Raw genomic sequence first — 14,210 nt, 5'->3', positions numbered from 1 at the left:
TTCAAATTTAGCCTATCGCTGACCTATCTTATCTGTTATCATTTCGCGCCCTTTTTATGGGGGTATGTACATAAAAGCAACAGTGTTTGTTGCTTTTAGCAGCGTAATCGACTCGAAAGAGTTTTCATTTAATAGCGGAGCACTAACATGATCCAAATGCAAACTAACCTGGACGTTGCAGATAACAGCGGCGCTCGCAGGGTTCAGTGTATTAAGGTTCTTGGTGGCTCGCATCGCCGTTATGCAGGTATCGGTGACATCATCAAAGTTACCGTCAAGGAAGCAATTCCTCGCGGTAAAGTAAAAAAAGGTGACGTACTGAACGCAGTGGTGGTGCGTACTAGAAAAGGCGTTCGTCGTGCAGATGGTTCAACCATCCGTTTCGATAATAACGCGGCTGTATTGTTGAATACCAACAAGCAACCAATTGGTACGCGTATCTTTGGCCCGGTAACCCGTGAGTTGAGAAGTGATAACTTCATGAAGATCATCTCATTGGCCCCAGAGGTACTATAAGGAGTCACGATAATGGCTAATAAAATTCGTCGTGATGATGAAATAGTCGTATTAGCGGGTAAAGACAAAGGCAAAACAGGCAAAGTCCTGAAAGTGCTTATTGCTGATAACCGCGTAGTTGTAGAAGGTGTAAACCTTATCAAGAAGCACCAGAAGCCTAACCCGCAAGCGGGTCAGCCTGGCGGTGTGATTGAAAAGGAAGCATCTATTCACGTTTCTAATGTTGCGATTGTTAACCCGGCAACGGGTAAAGCAGATCGCGTTGGTTTCCGTTTCGAAGACGAGAAGAAAGTTCGTTTCTTCAAATCTAACGGCGAACTTGTTTAATTAATTGGAGAGTACGATGGCGAAACTGCATGATTTCTATAAAGAAACAGTAGTAGCTGAACTTGCGAAGCAGTTCGGATACAAAAGCGTCATGCAAGTCCCTCGGATTGAAAAAATCACCTTGAACATGGGTCTTGGTGAAGCAGTTGCTGACAAAAAGGTTCTTGAGAATGCTCAGTCTGACATGGCGTCTATCGCTGGTCAGAAACCTATTGTCACAGTTGCCAGAAAATCAGTAGCGGGCTTCAAAATCCGTGAAGGTTATCCGATTGGCTGTAAAGTAACCCTACGTGGCGAGCGTATGTGGGAATTCTTAGAGCGTTTGATTTCAATCGCTATCCCGCGTATCCGCGACTTCCGTGGTCTGAATCCTAAATCATTCGACGGTCGTGGTAACTACAGCATGGGCGTGCGTGAACAAATTATTTTCCCTGAAATCGACTTTGATAAAGTTGATAAGGTACGTGGTATGGATATTACTATCACTACCAGTGCGGAATCTAATGAAGAAGCACGTGCTCTGCTGGACGCGTTCAACTTCCCATTCAAAAAGTAAGGGGTGTAGGGTTATGGCAAAAGAATCAATGAAGGCTCGTGAAGCGAAGCGCGCTAAGCTTGTAGCTAAGTACGCTGAAAAACGTGCCGCACTTAAAGCAACTATCAGCGATGTTAACGCTTCTGAAGAAGAGCGCTGGGACGCTGTTCTGAAGCTACAACAACTGCCACGTGATTCAGCCAGAGTACGTCAACAAAATCGTTGTCGTATTACTGGTCGTCCACATGGTTACCTACGCAAATTCGGTCTTAGCCGTATTAAACTGCGTGAAGCAGCGATGCGCGGTGAAGTCCCTGGCTTGAAAAAAGCCAGCTGGTAAGGAGTAGCTGATAATGAGCATGCAAGATCCTATCGCGGATATGTTTACCCGCATCCGTAACGGCCAAATGGCACAGAAAGTTTCTGTGACTATGCCTTCTTCAAAAGTACGCGTTGCTATTTGTGGCGTGTTGAAAGCTGAAGGTTATATCACTGACTTCGCTGCATCTGGTGACGTTAAGCCTGTTTTAGAAGTGACGTTAAAGTACTTCGAAGGCAAGCAAGTAATTGACACAATTGAACGTGTTAGCCGCCCTGGTTTGCGCATCTATAAGAAAAAAGATGAGCTTCCAAAGGTAATGGGTGGTCTAGGCGTAGCTATCGTGTCGACTTCTAAAGGTGTGATGACCGACCGTGCTGCGCGTAAAGCAGGCATGGGCGGTGAGATCATCGGTTATGTTGCGTAATCGGAGGAGTTGATATGTCACGAGTAGCAAAAGCCCCGGTCGACGTTGTATCAGGTGTAGAAGTATCTATCGCTGGTCAAGACGTTACCGTAAAAGGCAAAAACGGCACGTTGGTTCGTAACTTCAACAATGCAGTTGAAGTGGTTCAGGAAGACAACCAGCTTAAAGCATTACCTCGTGAAGGTTTTGCTGACGGTTGGGCACAAGCAGGTACTGTACGTGCGCTTCTGAACACTATGATTCAAGGTGTTACCGAAGGTTTTGAGAAAAAACTACAGTTGAATGGTGTTGGTTACCGTGCACAAGCACAAGGTAGCAAACTTAACCTGACTCTGGGTTTCTCTCACCCTGTTGTATACGAGATGCCTGAAGGCATTACGGTCCAAACTCCTAGCCAAACTGAAATCATCGTCAAAGGCGCTGATAAGCAGCAGGTAGGACAGGTTGCGGCGAACATTCGCGCGTATCGTCCACCAGAGCCTTATAAAGGCAAAGGTGTTCGCTATGCAGACGAACATGTACGTCGTAAAGAAGCTAAGAAAAAGTAGGTGGGTGATACGATGGATAAAAGAGCAGCTCGCTTGCGTCGCGCAACTCGCGGACGCGCAAAAATTCGTGAACTGGCCGCGCATCGCTTGGTAGTAAACCGTACACCTCGCCACATTTATGCTCAGCTAATCGCACCCAGCGGTTCTGAAGTATTAGCGGCAGCTTCTACTGTTGAACAGGATCTTGCAAAAGATCTTAAATCAACTGGCAATGCTGAAGCAGCGGCAGTAGTGGGGAAGGCAATCGCAGAGCGCGCACTTGAGAAAGGCATTAAAGAAGTGGCTTTCGATCGCAGCGGTTTCCAGTACCATGGTCGTGTTAAAGCATTAGCTGATGCAGCTCGCGAAGCTGGCCTTCAGTTCTAGGAGTTTATAATGGCTAAACAAGATGTTCAAAATGGTGATATGCTGGAAAAATTGATTGCCGTAAACCGCGTTTCTAAAGTGGTTAAAGGTGGTCGAATCTTCAGTTTCACCGCATTGACGGTAGTGGGTGACGGCAATGGCCGCGTTGGTTTTGGTTACGGTAAAGCACGTGAAGTGCCAGCCGCTATTCAAAAAGCAATGGAAAAGGCTCGCCGTAACATGGTGACTGTTGACCTTAAAGGTCACACGTTGCAACACCCTATTAAAGGTCGTCACTCTGGCTCGAAAGTTTATATGCAGCCAGCATCTGAAGGTACCGGTATTATTGCCGGTGGTGCGATGCGTGCAGTACTTGAAGTAGCTGGTGTACAAAACGTACTTTCAAAATGTTATGGCTCGACTAACCCAATGAACGTTGTTCGCGCAACGATCAACGCACTGACAGAGATGAATTCTCCGGCAGGCGTCGCTGCCAAGCGTGGGTTGTCAGTAGAAGAGATTTTGGGGTAAGCAGACATGGCAACGATTAAAGTAAAGCAAACTAAAAGTGCGATTGGCCGCTTGCCAAAGCACCGAGCTACGCTGAAAGGCCTAGGTCTTCGTAAAATCAACCATGTTCGTGAGTTGGAAGACACCCCAGCTGTTCGTGGCATGATCAACCGTGTACATTACATGGTTGAGGTAGTGGAGGAGTAACACATGCGTTTGAATGAAATTTCTCCTGCACCTGGAGCGAAAAGCACAGCTAAGCGTGTTGGCCGTGGTATTGGTTCAGGTCTTGGTAAAACTGCTGGCCGTGGTCACAAAGGTCAGAAAAGCCGTTCTGGCGGTTCTGTGAAGCCAGGTTTTGAAGGTGGTCAGATGCCAATTCAGCGCCGTCTGCCTAAATTTGGTTTCACGTCTCGTAAGGGCATGGTTACTGATCAAGTAACCTTGAATGAAATCGCTAAGGTAGAAGGTGATACTGCTTCTGTTGAGACCCTAAAAGCTGCTGGGCTTGTTAAAAAGCACATCCAGTTTGTTAAGGTCGTCAAGAGTGGTGAAGTATCACGTGCTGTTACGATTAGCGGGTTGAAGGTTACTAAAGGCGCGCGTGAAGCAATTGAAGCTGCCGGCGGTAAAGTAGAGGAATAAGCTAGATGGCTAAACCAGGATTGGATTCGGGCGCTAAAAGCGGCTTAAGTGAGCTTAAGGCAAGATTGCTGTTCGTACTCGGTGCGATCGTAGTATTCCGGTTAGGTTCTTATGTTCCTATTCCGGGCATTGATCCTGCGGTTCTGGCTGAGCTTTTTGAGCAGCAGAAAGGTACCATCGTTGAAATGTTCAACATGTTCTCCGGTGGTGCTCTTGAGCGTGCATCCGTTCTGGCTTTGGGCATTATGCCATACATTACTGCATCCATTATTATGCAGTTGCTCACGGTGGTACATCCACCGATGATGGAGCTTAAAAAAGAAGGTGAAGCAGGTCGTCGTAAAATTAGTCAGTACACGCGTTATTTGACGCTGATTCTGGCTACCTTCCAATCTATTGGAATAGCGACAAACTTGCCGAACCTAATTAATGGATTGGTGATAAGTCCTGGCTTCGGATTCTACTTTACAGCGGTAGTGAGCTTAGTCACAGGAACAATGTTCCTGATGTGGCTAGGTGAGCAAATTACTGAACGAGGTATCGGAAACGGTATTTCTATATTGATATTTGCTGGTATTGTTGCCGGTCTGCCAACAGCGATAGGTCAGACCGCCGAACAAGCACGACAGGGCGACATTAACTTGTTATTCCTGTTATTAATTGGTGCCATTGTAATTGGCCTTATCTATTTGGTGGTGTTCGTGGAACGCGCTCAACGCCGAATTGTGGTAAACTACGCGAAACGTCAGCAAGGCCGTAAAGTTTTTGCTGCTCAAAGTACCCATTTACCACTGAAGGTAAACATGGCTGGGGTTATCCCACCAATTTTTGCTTCCAGTATTATTCTGTTTCCCGGAACTATCGCAGGATGGTTCGGTCAGAATGAATCAACAGCCTGGCTTCAGGATGTAGCGTTAATGCTATCACCTGGTCAGCCGTTGTATGTGATGTTGTATGCAGCAGCTATAATCTTTTTCTGCTTCTTCTATACTGCGTTGGTTTTTAATCCACGTGATACAGCAGAAAACCTGAAGAAGTCTGGTGCGTTCATTCCTGGTATCCGTCCAGGTGAACAAACATCACGTTATATCGATAAGGTAATGACTCGCCTAACCTTGGCTGGCGCACTTTACATAACCTTTATTTGTTTAGTGCCTGAATTTATGTTGATTGCCTGGAATGTGCCGTTCTACTTCGGTGGTACGTCGCTTCTGATAATAGTGGTAGTCATCATGGACTTTATGGCGCAGGTGCAGACCCATTTGATGTCAAGTCAGTATGAGTCTGTTCTGAAGAAAGCTAATCTGAAAGGCTACGGCCGATGAGTTTAGTGAACTACGGAGTGATGTAATGAAAGTTCGTGCATCAGTAAAGAAGATTTGCCGTAACTGTAAAGTCATCAAGCGCAACGGTGTTGTGCGGGTGATTTGTACAGAGCCTAAGCATAAGCAAAGGCAGGGTTAATCGAATACGCGGTACATTTGTCGAATTAATTTTAAGCTGAACCAATCAGGTTCAGCTTAGCTTATTACGAATAAATGAACCTTAAGTTGCAATTTTGTCGATGGATAAGTATCCTATCGGGCTTTTTAGGCTGTCGACATAAAATACAAGAGGAGTGCTGTTAATGGCCCGTATCGCTGGCATTAACATTCCTGAGCACAAGCATACTGTAATCGCGCTTCAAGCGATTTACGGTGTTGGAACAACTCGCGCTAAAGCGATTTGTGAAAATGCTGGTGTTGCAGAATCAACAAAAATTAAAGAACTAGACGAAGCGACTGTAGAGAAACTTCGTGAAGAAGTAGCGAAGTTCACCGTTGAAGGTGATCTGCGTCGTGAAGTCTCCATGAGCATCAAACGTTTGATGGACCTGGGTTGCTTCCGTGGCATACGCCACCGTCGTAGCTTGCCTCTACGTGGTCAGCGCACTAAAACTAATGCGCGTACCCGTAAAGGTCCTCGTAAGCCAATTAAGAAGTAAGCGGGGGAGTATAAGTTATGGCAAAAGCACCAACTCGTACAACGCGTAAGCGCGCTAAACGTCAGGTTGCAGACGGAATGGCTCATATCCATGCGTCTTTCAACAACACTATTGTGACTATTACTGACCGTTCTGGTAATGCACTATCTTGGGCAACATCAGGTGGTTCTGGTTTCCGTGGTTCACGTAAATCAACGCCATTTGCTGCACAGGTAGCTGCAGAACGTGCTGGAATCGCAGCACAAGAATACGGTCTGAAAAACCTAGAAGTATTTGTTAAGGGTCCAGGTCCAGGCCGCGAGTCTGCTATCCGCGCACTTAACGCAACAGGTTACAAGATCACAAACATTACCGATGTGACCCCTATTCCTCACAACGGTTGTCGTCCACCGAAAAAACGTCGCGTTTAATCGACGGACAGTTGGAGAAAGAACATGGCAAGATATTTGGGTCCAAAACTCAAACTTAGCCGTCGCGAAGGAACCGATCTGTTCCTAAAAAGCGGCGTTCGCGCAATCGATTCTAAATGTAAAATCGATACTGCGCCTGGTCAGCATGGTGCCCGTCGTGGCCGTTTGTCTGATTACGGTGTACAGCTGCGTGAAAAGCAAAAAGTTCGTCGTATGTACGGCGTTCTGGAAAAACAATTCCGCAACTACTATAAAGAAGCTGCTCGTTTAAAAGGAAATACAGGTGAAAACTTGTTGCAACTTTTAGAACAGCGTCTTGATAACGTAGTATATCGGATGGGATTCGCCAGTACTCGTGCTGAAGCACGTCAACTGGTTAGCCACAAAGCGATTATGGTAAATGGTCGTTGTGTGAATATTCCATCATATAACGTTTCTGCCGAAGACGTGGTTTCTGTTCGTGAAAAAGCTAAAAAGCAAGCGCGTATCGTCGCTGCTTTGGAATTGGCTGACCAACGCGAGAAGCCAACCTGGATTGAAGTAGACGGCAATAAAATGGAAGGTACGTTTAAACGCGTTCCTGAAAGAACTGACCTGTCTGCTGAAATTAACGAACAGTTGATCGTCGAACTTTACTCTAAGTAAAGCTAACTAAAGAGGAAGCATTGTGGGTTCTGTGACTGAATTCCTTAAACCGAGATTAGTTGAGATCGAAAACGTTTCATCTACTCGTGCCAAAGTAACTTTGGAACCGCTAGAGCGCGGCTTTGGCCACACTCTGGGTAACGCCCTGCGTCGTATTCTGTTGTCATCCATGCCAGGATGCGCAGTTACTGAAGTAGAAATCGATGGCGTTCTACACGAGTACAGCACTAAAGAAGGTGTTCAAGAAGACGTTATCGAAATCCTGCTAAATCTAAAGGGTTTAGCGGTTCGTCTTGAAGGTAAAGACGAAGCTACGCTGACCATAGTGAAGTCTGGCGCTGGCCCTGTTGTTGCTGGTGATATTCAGCATGATGGTGATGTAGAAATTACGAATCCTGATCACGTTATTTGTACTTTAACCGGCGAAGCTGAAATCAGCATGCGCATTAAAGTAGAAATGGGTCGTGGTTATGTTCCGGCTTCTACCCGTCGCTCCTCAGAAGATGATGATCGTCCAATTGGTCGTTTGTTAGTAGATGCTTCATTCAGTCCTGTTGAACGTATTGCTTATGCTGTTGAGTCTGCCCGTGTTGAACAACGCACAGACCTTGATAAGCTTATTATCGACATGGAAACAAATGGCACCTTGGATCCTGAAGAAGCGATCCGCCGTTCTGCTACTATTTTAGCTGAACAGTTAGATGCGTTTGTTGACTTACGTGATGTCTCAGAGCCTGTACAGAAAGAAGAGAAGCCGGAATTCGATCCGATTCTACTTCGTCCTGTAGATGATTTGGAGCTAACCGTACGTTCTGCCAACTGTTTGAAAGCAGAAGCTATCCAGTATATTGGTGACCTGGTTCAGCGTACTGAGGTTGAGCTTCTTAAAACGCCAAACCTTGGTAAAAAATCGCTAACTGAAATCAAAGACGTGTTAGCCTCTCGTGGTCTATCTCTGGGTATGCGCCTGGAAAACTGGCCACCAGAGAGCATCGCTGACAAAGATTAATCAGGTTTTTATCAAACTGATTTGTAGAGAAGGATAAAACTATGCGCCATCGTAAGAGTGGTCGTCAGTTGAATCGCAACAGCAGCCATCGTCAAGCTATGTTTAAAAACATGGCCGGCTCTTTGGTCAAGCACGAAGTGATCAAAACGACGTTACCCAAAGCGAAAGAATTACGTCGCGTAATTGAGCCACTAATCACACTTGCTAAGCAAGACAGTGTAGCAAACCGCCGTCTGGCCTTTGCACGCACTGGTGATAAAGAAGTGGTAGGTAAACTGTTCAATGACTTAGGTCCTCGTTATGAGGCCCGCCCAGGCGGTTACACACGCATTCTTAAATGCGGTTACCGTGCAGGCGACAGCGCCCCAATGGCGTTTGTTGAGCTAGTAGACCGTCCTGTTGAAGAAGTTTCTGAAGAAGCTGAAGCAGCAGAAGAATAAGCTTAACTAAGTGAATTCGTATAAAAAAACCCGGCTTATGCCGGGTTTTTTGTTAATGCAAGCAATATAATTTAGTTATGAGATCCGATAAATTTTTTTCAGTACCTGAGTTCTGGATAAATGGCTTATGACTGGGCTTCTTAAGCTTTATAACTAATTCGGTAGAAAAATCAGTAGTGGCAGGCTTTATCAAAAATCTCGAATTTGTCTGATTCAGTAAATACTTAGGTTTAATTAAATCTAATAATTTCAAATCAATATGACCTGCTGAATGAACGAAAAATACTGTTTTAAAGATCCTAGTTAAATAATTAAGCATTGGATAGGTTGAAGAAGAGCCAAAGAGAAGTAGTGTTTCCTTGCTTGCGGATTCAATAGTATCTATTACAATAATTCTTCCTTTATTCTTTATTTTATTATCAAAAATCACGTTTTCTGTATAATCGTAGTTTTTTAATACTAGCTCTGGACTTTTTCTTTTTGGAAACAGTTTATTACCTAAATCTCCGCCTAATCTTTTTTTCACATAGAGGTCGTTTTCGAATGCATAGCTATAGTCAGAATCTAATAGCTTTAGGGCGACTAGCGATGTCGCTTTTTGGGCCCCATAATCATTCCAATGTGAGTCGCATTTTCTAAACGTACTTTCTTCTAAATCTCTTAACTCATTCAGAGGAATTAATAAGTTACAATTATTGGGTGCTAATTTAACTAACTGATCCAATACTGTTTTATTTGATTTTTCATATGGATAAAATTCAGGATAGATTAATTCTTTAGATGGAACTATTAAAGTTAATATCTTTATGTTATTACGTTTAGATAAAAATATTAGCTCTTTAAGAAAACGTTTCCAAAGCCTGCGTCTTGACCATGAAAGTAGAAGTTTACCTCTGAACTGGTCTACACTACAATTAGAGTCATTGTCCAAAAATAGCCAGTTATTTTTACCTTCTAATATCTCTAATTCATGTTTAACCCTTATTGTATAAAGTACATGGACCTGATCCTCCTCCATGACCTCTAGAGTAGACTCGTTACATTCAAAAACGACAGACTCATTAAATAAAAAAGTACACTCAGGCGTGTAGCTTTCATTATCGAAGAGATGATTGTGATAGTCGATCTCTATTAAGGTTAGAGAATGAAACGTTTTATTTATTCTTAAACCAACCTTAATATTTGTAAGATTGTCGCATGACAGATAGCCTTTTATGCGAATGCCACGATTGACCGCTTCATTATAGTCTAACTCCTGCTCAGCCACCGGCTCGTTAAGCTGTAGTGATATCTTTTTATCATGAAAACCATGTTCGAAAAGATGAATTTTGAAATCTTTCAAAGTGGGTGCCTTATACGTCAGAACCGATTTTCCATATTGATGGAAAAACAAAGACAGTAGTCCGTTTTAGTCGACTGAAAAAATATCACTAGTCTAAAAAATACGTCAAGTAAATAAACTAGTTTATTACTTTTGGTTCTTAAACAACATATAATCTGTTAGGATTAGCAAGTTTTTGTAATAATTACAATCTTGAGATTCATCCTAGATAAAGTATAGATTAGCTTATAAAGTTAATATAGGAGGTGCGGTGGTCGTTTATTGTACAGTTGATGGTTCTGATGCTTGGCAGGAACTCTGCGGAAAATTAACGAACATACAGAGTTTTACTTCGCTGGACGAAGCAAAAAATAATACTGACGAACAATCTATAGTTAGTGTTCCGGTTGATATCATCGAGCTCTTTGATTTTGCTAAGCAGAATAAAGACGTTGAAGTTAAGCTGGTATTAATACCCCTAATGGTAGTAATGGTTGAATATTTCATCAATGGGACAAACTTCGAGCTCCGCAAGAATAATTTTATTTCCTGTAGACGAGCATTGCTGAAAGCCTTAAAAAAATATAACAGCTTTGTTTCCCTGTTATCCCTTGAAGAGCTAGACTGTTTTTCTGAATCCGATGTTGAATTAACATTATTTACCATTAAAGACGGTAGATATTGCTTCAACTGTGATGACGCCACCTATCTATTGAGCTACTACATTTATCAAAGCGATGAACTTTTGGGTTTATTAGAGACATCATTTGAAGCTATCGGATGTGGAGATTTCAAACTTCACGCCAAAAATATTAATGTTGACTCATATTTCAAGTCAAAAGAATCCGTAAGTGATAGTGATGAATACGAGTCGATCCTGAAACAGCTATTTATTGTTCAAGAAGAACTAGAAAAAAGTTTTGAAATTAATTCTTTATTAGAGAAAGAAAGCTACCAAAAAAATTATCAGTTGGAACGAAAAAAAGGTAGAGAGATTCTTAATCTTGAAAGAAAAATATTAAAAAAGCAAGAAGATGAATCAAGGTTACGATCACAATTAGCAGAGCTTAAAATGTTAAAGTCTTCCCTATTTTGGAAGATTTATATTAAATGTTTGCCGCTAATGAAGAATTTACTACCTAAACAAAAGAAGCGGAAGATTCTTTTGGATGATATTAAGCTTCTTTATAAAAGTGAGTACTTTGATCCTGACTGGTATATTTCCACATACCCTGACGTCGATGCTTCTTTCACAGATCCCGCCGAACATTATCTGTTATATGGTGCGGTTGAGGGCAGAAACCCATCTTCCAAGTTCGATACAGAATACTACTTGAATAAATATAAAGATGTTTCTGAGTCTGGCTTGAATCCTTTAATTCATTTTATTAAATTTGGTCGTTCGGAAAATAGAAGGTCATGTTAAAAGTATTAGTATCTCTACACTCTACTTTCATTACAAATCAATTAGAGGTTGGTTATGGAATTTAATTCTAACTATTTCAGCGAGATTGCAAACTTCTATTTTTCTGAGGCGAAATACGATGAAGCAGAAAAATACTATAATTTGGCCCAGGAAAAATTAGGGACAGCGCTTTTTACGACGAATATCTGGTTGTGTAAAAGAAGAAAACTTCAAAGAACATCTTCATTTGACGATTCTTTTCTAAAGTCTATCACAGCTCCAATTTTCGCAGAAAGAGAGGAGTACTCTAGTTATGAATTAAAAAAGCAGCTATCAGAGACCCAATCTCTTTTGGAAAAATATTATAAAGAGGCCTTAGATAGTAAAGCCCAGCTTGAGGAGCTAATTCAAAAATGAAAGTTTTAACAGTTTTCGGAACCCGCCCTGAAGCAATAAAAATGGCACCACTAGCAATAAAGTTAGCTGCAACTGATAGTATTGACGCAAGAGTATGTGTTACAGCCCAACATCGAGAAATGCTTGATCAGGTGCTTGGTCTCTTCAATTTGGTCCCCGATTTTGATCTGAATTTAATGAAACCGGGTCAGGACTTAACTGATGTAACGACCGGCATACTTCAAGGCATGAAGAAAGTATTTAACGAATTCAGACCCGATATTGTGTTGGTTCATGGTGATACCGCGACAACATTTGCTACAAGCCTAGCTTCTTATTATCAACAGATTCCGGTGGGCCATGTTGAAGCAGGATTGCGCACAGGAAATATTTATTCTCCTTGGCCTGAAGAGGCGAATCGAAAGCTCACCGGCGCCCTTACCAGTCTACACTTTGCTCCAACTACTAAATCTCAAAACAATCTAATAGCTGAATCAGTACCAGGCAAGTCTGTTTTTGTCACAGGTAATACAGTTATTGATGCATTACTAGACGTAACAGCGAAATTTGATAATGACCAGAACTTACTGAAGCAGATGCAAAGTAAATTCGATTTTATTGATGAAAACAAAAAGCTTATCCTTGTAACAGGACATCGCCGTGAAAGTTTTGGTGGCGGATTTGAGCGTATTTGTGCAGCATTAGCACAAACTGCTAAGCAGCATCCCGAATGCCAAATCTTATATCCTGTACATCTAAATCCAAACGTACAGGAACCAGTTAACAGGCTACTGAAAGATATTACTAATGTGCGATTAATAGAGCCACAAGATTACTTACCGTTTGTATATCTGATGAATAAAGCTTATGTCATTCTTACTGATTCCGGCGGAATACAAGAAGAAGCCCCCTCTTTGGGTAAACCCGTACTTGTAATGCGAGATACGACCGAGCGTCCGGAAGCAGTTGATGCAGGTACTGTTAAGTTAGTGGGGACTGATATCGATAAAATTACATCTAGTCTTACTCGCCTACTAACTAACGACCAAGAATATAAAGACATGAGCTTTGCCCATAATCCGTATGGAGATGGTAAAGCGTGTGATCGTATCATTCAGATCTTAAAGGACCATTATGGAAATTAATAAATCAGTTTGTGTTGTCGGCTTAGGTTACATTGGTTTGCCCACAGCAGCTCTCCTCGCTAACAGAGGCTTCAAAGTCCATGGCGTCGATGTTGATAAGCACGCCGTAAATACTATTAACGAGGGTAAGATTCATATCGTCGAACCTGAGTTAGATACGTTTGTAAATTCAGCAGTTAATAGTGGGATGCTAACAGCGAATCTTGAACCTACAGCTGCAGATATTTTTCTAGTAGCGGTGCCAACACCCTTTCATCATGACCAACTTAATCAGGTAACCAATTCACCAGTTCCTAATCTTGATTATGTCATTAGCGCAACGCGAGCTATTGCGCCGCACATTAAGCCTGGAAATTTAGTTCTGCTTGAATCAACATCGCCTGTAGGAACAACACAAATGATGGCGGACGAGTTAGAAAAAGCAGGCGTAGATCTTTCTAGTATTCATGTAGCTCACTCTCCAGAACGTGTCCTGCCAGGTCATATTATGCGTGAATTGATTGAAAATGACCGTGTGGTAGGGGGGATTAATGAATCATCGACTTTAGCTGCAGCTGAATTTTATCGCAGTTTTGTACAAGGCGAAGTACTTGAAACAAATGCTAAAACAGCTGAAATGGCGAAGTTAACGGAAAATGCATTTCGAGACGTAAATATTGCGTTTGCTAACGAACTGTCGATGCTCAGTGATGAAATGGAAATTGATGTTTATGAGCTCATTAAGCTAGCCAATCACCATCCTCGAGTGAATATATTGCAACCCGGTTGCGGAGTTGGAGGACATTGTATTTCCGTAGATCCTTGGTTTATTGTCAACTCAGGCAACGGTAAAGCAAAAATGGTTGAGCAGGCACGCCGAACCAACGACTATAAGTCCGATTGGGTCATCGAGAAAGTGAAAAATGCTGCTCTTCAGTTTGAAAATAAGCAGGGGCGTCCGCCAAAAGTAGCCTGTATGGGACTTGCGTTTAAACCAGATATTGATGATCTAAGAGAATCACCGGCCCTCCGAATCACTACTGCACTTAACAAAATACTGGATGTCGTAGCGGTTGAGCCGAACGTAGAAAAAGTGAATGGGCTTAAATTAGTTGACGAAGATACCGCCAAGACAGCGGATATTTTGGTCTATCTGGTTGCACATAAGCAATTTAAAACCCATGTAGCTCATGACTTAACAATAGACTTCGCAGGCTTGTTTAAGTAAAACCGGACCTCCCACCTTCGCTGGTAGGTAAACAAAACTTTAATAAAACTCACCAAAAAACTCTGGATAATGTAAC

The 14,210-nt window shown here is 42.5% G+C and carries 22 protein-coding genes; 21 read left to right on the top strand and 1 reads right to left on the bottom strand.

Annotation, left to right across the window (positions count from 1 at the left end; genetic code table 11):
* The first annotated feature begins 147 nt into the window (after positions 1 to 147).
* From rplN to rplQ, 17 genes are all read left to right on the top strand, one after another.
* On the top strand, positions 148 to 516 hold the full coding sequence (gene rplN / locus JK130_RS11495; RefSeq protein WP_108568760.1) for a 50S ribosomal protein L14: 369 nt from the start codon (positions 148 to 150) through the stop codon (positions 514 to 516).
* 12 nt (positions 517 to 528) lie between these two features.
* Positions 529 to 843: a 50S ribosomal protein L24 gene (gene rplX, locus JK130_RS11490; RefSeq protein ID WP_218354470.1), complete on the top strand. Its 315-nt coding sequence runs from the start codon at positions 529 to 531 to the stop codon at positions 841 to 843.
* Positions 844 to 859: 16 nt separating this feature from the next.
* Complete coding sequence (rplE, locus tag JK130_RS11485) at positions 860 to 1,399, top strand: 50S ribosomal protein L5 (protein ID WP_195811078.1); 540 nt, start codon at positions 860 to 862, stop codon at positions 1,397 to 1,399.
* Positions 1,400 to 1,412: 13 nt separating this feature from the next.
* Positions 1,413 to 1,718 (top strand): 30S ribosomal protein S14, encoded by a 306-nt coding sequence (gene rpsN / locus JK130_RS11480; RefSeq protein ID WP_218354469.1) that lies wholly within the window; start codon positions 1,413 to 1,415, stop codon positions 1,716 to 1,718.
* Positions 1,719 to 1,731: 13 nt separating this feature from the next.
* The gene (rpsH, locus tag JK130_RS11475) at positions 1,732 to 2,124 is read left to right on the top strand and encodes a 30S ribosomal protein S8 (protein WP_195811080.1); all 393 of its coding nucleotides are present in this window, start codon (positions 1,732 to 1,734) and stop codon (positions 2,122 to 2,124) included.
* A gap of 14 nt (positions 2,125 to 2,138) precedes the next feature.
* Positions 2,139 to 2,672 carry a 50S ribosomal protein L6 gene (rplF, locus tag JK130_RS11470; protein WP_218354468.1) on the top strand — a complete coding sequence of 178 codons (534 nt, stop codon included), beginning with the start codon at positions 2,139 to 2,141 and terminating at the stop codon, positions 2,670 to 2,672.
* 12 nt (positions 2,673 to 2,684) lie between these two features.
* A complete protein-coding gene (gene rplR / locus JK130_RS11465) occupies positions 2,685 to 3,038 on the top strand; it encodes a 50S ribosomal protein L18 (RefSeq protein WP_218354467.1) in 354 nt (117 codons plus the stop codon).
* A 9-nt stretch (positions 3,039 to 3,047) separates the two neighbouring features.
* On the top strand, positions 3,048 to 3,548 hold the full coding sequence (gene rpsE, locus JK130_RS11460) for a 30S ribosomal protein S5 (protein WP_108568767.1): 501 nt from the start codon (positions 3,048 to 3,050) through the stop codon (positions 3,546 to 3,548).
* A 6-nt stretch (positions 3,549 to 3,554) separates the two neighbouring features.
* Entirely contained in the window at positions 3,555 to 3,734 is a 180-nt protein-coding gene (rpmD, locus tag JK130_RS11455) for a 50S ribosomal protein L30 (protein WP_195811084.1), read from the top strand.
* 3 nt (positions 3,735 to 3,737) lie between these two features.
* Positions 3,738 to 4,172, top strand: coding sequence for a 50S ribosomal protein L15 (rplO, locus tag JK130_RS11450; protein ID WP_218354466.1), 435 nt, complete (start codon positions 3,738 to 3,740; stop codon positions 4,170 to 4,172).
* A 5-nt stretch (positions 4,173 to 4,177) separates the two neighbouring features.
* A complete protein-coding gene (gene secY, locus JK130_RS11445) occupies positions 4,178 to 5,497 on the top strand; it encodes a preprotein translocase subunit SecY (protein WP_218354465.1) in 1,320 nt (439 codons plus the stop codon).
* Positions 5,498 to 5,522: 25 nt separating this feature from the next.
* Positions 5,523 to 5,636 carry a 50S ribosomal protein L36 gene (gene rpmJ, locus JK130_RS11440; protein WP_013786217.1) on the top strand — a complete coding sequence of 38 codons (114 nt, stop codon included), beginning with the start codon at positions 5,523 to 5,525 and terminating at the stop codon, positions 5,634 to 5,636.
* A gap of 163 nt (positions 5,637 to 5,799) precedes the next feature.
* Positions 5,800 to 6,156, top strand: a complete 357-nt coding sequence (gene rpsM, locus JK130_RS11435; RefSeq protein WP_218354464.1) for a 30S ribosomal protein S13 — start codon at positions 5,800 to 5,802, stop codon at positions 6,154 to 6,156.
* A gap of 17 nt (positions 6,157 to 6,173) precedes the next feature.
* On the top strand, positions 6,174 to 6,566 hold the full coding sequence (gene rpsK, locus JK130_RS11430) for a 30S ribosomal protein S11 (protein WP_218354463.1): 393 nt from the start codon (positions 6,174 to 6,176) through the stop codon (positions 6,564 to 6,566).
* Positions 6,567 to 6,590: 24 nt separating this feature from the next.
* The gene (gene rpsD, locus JK130_RS11425) at positions 6,591 to 7,211 is read left to right on the top strand and encodes a 30S ribosomal protein S4 (protein ID WP_218354462.1); all 621 of its coding nucleotides are present in this window, start codon (positions 6,591 to 6,593) and stop codon (positions 7,209 to 7,211) included.
* Positions 7,212 to 7,230: 19 nt separating this feature from the next.
* The gene (locus tag JK130_RS11420; RefSeq protein WP_218354533.1) at positions 7,231 to 8,220 is read left to right on the top strand and encodes a DNA-directed RNA polymerase subunit alpha; all 990 of its coding nucleotides are present in this window, start codon (positions 7,231 to 7,233) and stop codon (positions 8,218 to 8,220) included.
* 41 nt (positions 8,221 to 8,261) lie between these two features.
* Positions 8,262 to 8,660: a 50S ribosomal protein L17 gene (gene rplQ / locus JK130_RS11415; RefSeq protein WP_218354461.1), complete on the top strand. Its 399-nt coding sequence runs from the start codon at positions 8,262 to 8,264 to the stop codon at positions 8,658 to 8,660.
* A 52-nt stretch (positions 8,661 to 8,712) separates the two neighbouring features.
* On the opposite strand, the gene JK130_RS11410 is transcribed toward rplQ, so the two are convergent.
* Positions 8,713 to 10,002 carry an alginate O-acetyltransferase AlgX-related protein gene (locus JK130_RS11410; RefSeq protein WP_218354460.1) on the bottom strand — a complete coding sequence of 430 codons (1,290 nt, stop codon included), beginning with the start codon at positions 10,000 to 10,002 and terminating at the stop codon, positions 8,713 to 8,715.
* 250 nt (positions 10,003 to 10,252) lie between these two features.
* On the opposite strand from JK130_RS11410, the gene JK130_RS11405 reads away from it, so the two are divergent.
* From JK130_RS11405 to wecC, 4 genes are read left to right on the top strand one after another with little or no spacing between them, the layout of a single operon-like run.
* Positions 10,253 to 11,407, top strand: a complete 1,155-nt coding sequence (locus JK130_RS11405; RefSeq protein ID WP_218354459.1) for a hypothetical protein — start codon at positions 10,253 to 10,255, stop codon at positions 11,405 to 11,407.
* A 54-nt stretch (positions 11,408 to 11,461) separates the two neighbouring features.
* A complete protein-coding gene (locus JK130_RS11400) occupies positions 11,462 to 11,803 on the top strand; it encodes a hypothetical protein (protein WP_218354458.1) in 342 nt (113 codons plus the stop codon).
* Positions 11,800 to 12,927, top strand: coding sequence for a non-hydrolyzing UDP-N-acetylglucosamine 2-epimerase (gene wecB, locus JK130_RS11395; protein WP_218354457.1), 1,128 nt, complete (start codon positions 11,800 to 11,802; stop codon positions 12,925 to 12,927). The genes JK130_RS11400 and wecB overlap by 4 nt, the downstream gene beginning before the upstream one ends.
* The gene (wecC, locus tag JK130_RS11390; protein ID WP_218354456.1) at positions 12,917 to 14,134 is read left to right on the top strand and encodes a UDP-N-acetyl-D-mannosamine dehydrogenase; all 1,218 of its coding nucleotides are present in this window, start codon (positions 12,917 to 12,919) and stop codon (positions 14,132 to 14,134) included. The genes wecB and wecC overlap by 11 nt, the downstream gene beginning before the upstream one ends.
* Positions 14,135 to 14,210 lie beyond the last annotated feature (76 nt).

Source organism: Alteromonas lipotrueiana (assembly GCF_019249245.1).
Taxonomy (GTDB): Bacteria; Pseudomonadota; Gammaproteobacteria; order Enterobacterales; family Alteromonadaceae; genus Alteromonas; species Alteromonas lipotrueiana.
This window is presented reverse-complemented; position numbering and strand designations above follow the sequence as displayed.

Coding starts and splice junctions, on each gene's coding strand:
- rplN (WP_108568760.1), top strand. CDS start 148: ATGATCCAAATGCAAACTAACCTGGACGTTGCAGATAACAGCGGCGCT.
- rplX (WP_218354470.1), top strand. CDS start 529: ATGGCTAATAAAATTCGTCGTGATGATGAAATAGTCGTATTAGCGGGT.
- rplE (WP_195811078.1), top strand. CDS start 860: ATGGCGAAACTGCATGATTTCTATAAAGAAACAGTAGTAGCTGAACTT.
- rpsN (WP_218354469.1), top strand. CDS start 1,413: ATGGCAAAAGAATCAATGAAGGCTCGTGAAGCGAAGCGCGCTAAGCTT.
- rpsH (WP_195811080.1), top strand. CDS start 1,732: ATGAGCATGCAAGATCCTATCGCGGATATGTTTACCCGCATCCGTAAC.
- rplF (WP_218354468.1), top strand. CDS start 2,139: ATGTCACGAGTAGCAAAAGCCCCGGTCGACGTTGTATCAGGTGTAGAA.
- rplR (WP_218354467.1), top strand. CDS start 2,685: ATGGATAAAAGAGCAGCTCGCTTGCGTCGCGCAACTCGCGGACGCGCA.
- rpsE (WP_108568767.1), top strand. CDS start 3,048: ATGGCTAAACAAGATGTTCAAAATGGTGATATGCTGGAAAAATTGATT.
- rpmD (WP_195811084.1), top strand. CDS start 3,555: ATGGCAACGATTAAAGTAAAGCAAACTAAAAGTGCGATTGGCCGCTTG.
- rplO (WP_218354466.1), top strand. CDS start 3,738: ATGCGTTTGAATGAAATTTCTCCTGCACCTGGAGCGAAAAGCACAGCT.
- secY (WP_218354465.1), top strand. CDS start 4,178: ATGGCTAAACCAGGATTGGATTCGGGCGCTAAAAGCGGCTTAAGTGAG.
- rpmJ (WP_013786217.1), top strand. CDS start 5,523: ATGAAAGTTCGTGCATCAGTAAAGAAGATTTGCCGTAACTGTAAAGTC.
- rpsM (WP_218354464.1), top strand. CDS start 5,800: ATGGCCCGTATCGCTGGCATTAACATTCCTGAGCACAAGCATACTGTA.
- rpsK (WP_218354463.1), top strand. CDS start 6,174: ATGGCAAAAGCACCAACTCGTACAACGCGTAAGCGCGCTAAACGTCAG.
- rpsD (WP_218354462.1), top strand. CDS start 6,591: ATGGCAAGATATTTGGGTCCAAAACTCAAACTTAGCCGTCGCGAAGGA.
- rplQ (WP_218354461.1), top strand. CDS start 8,262: ATGCGCCATCGTAAGAGTGGTCGTCAGTTGAATCGCAACAGCAGCCAT.
- JK130_RS11400 (WP_218354458.1), top strand. CDS start 11,462: ATGGAATTTAATTCTAACTATTTCAGCGAGATTGCAAACTTCTATTTT.
- wecB (WP_218354457.1), top strand. CDS start 11,800: ATGAAAGTTTTAACAGTTTTCGGAACCCGCCCTGAAGCAATAAAAATG.
- wecC (WP_218354456.1), top strand. CDS start 12,917: ATGGAAATTAATAAATCAGTTTGTGTTGTCGGCTTAGGTTACATTGGT.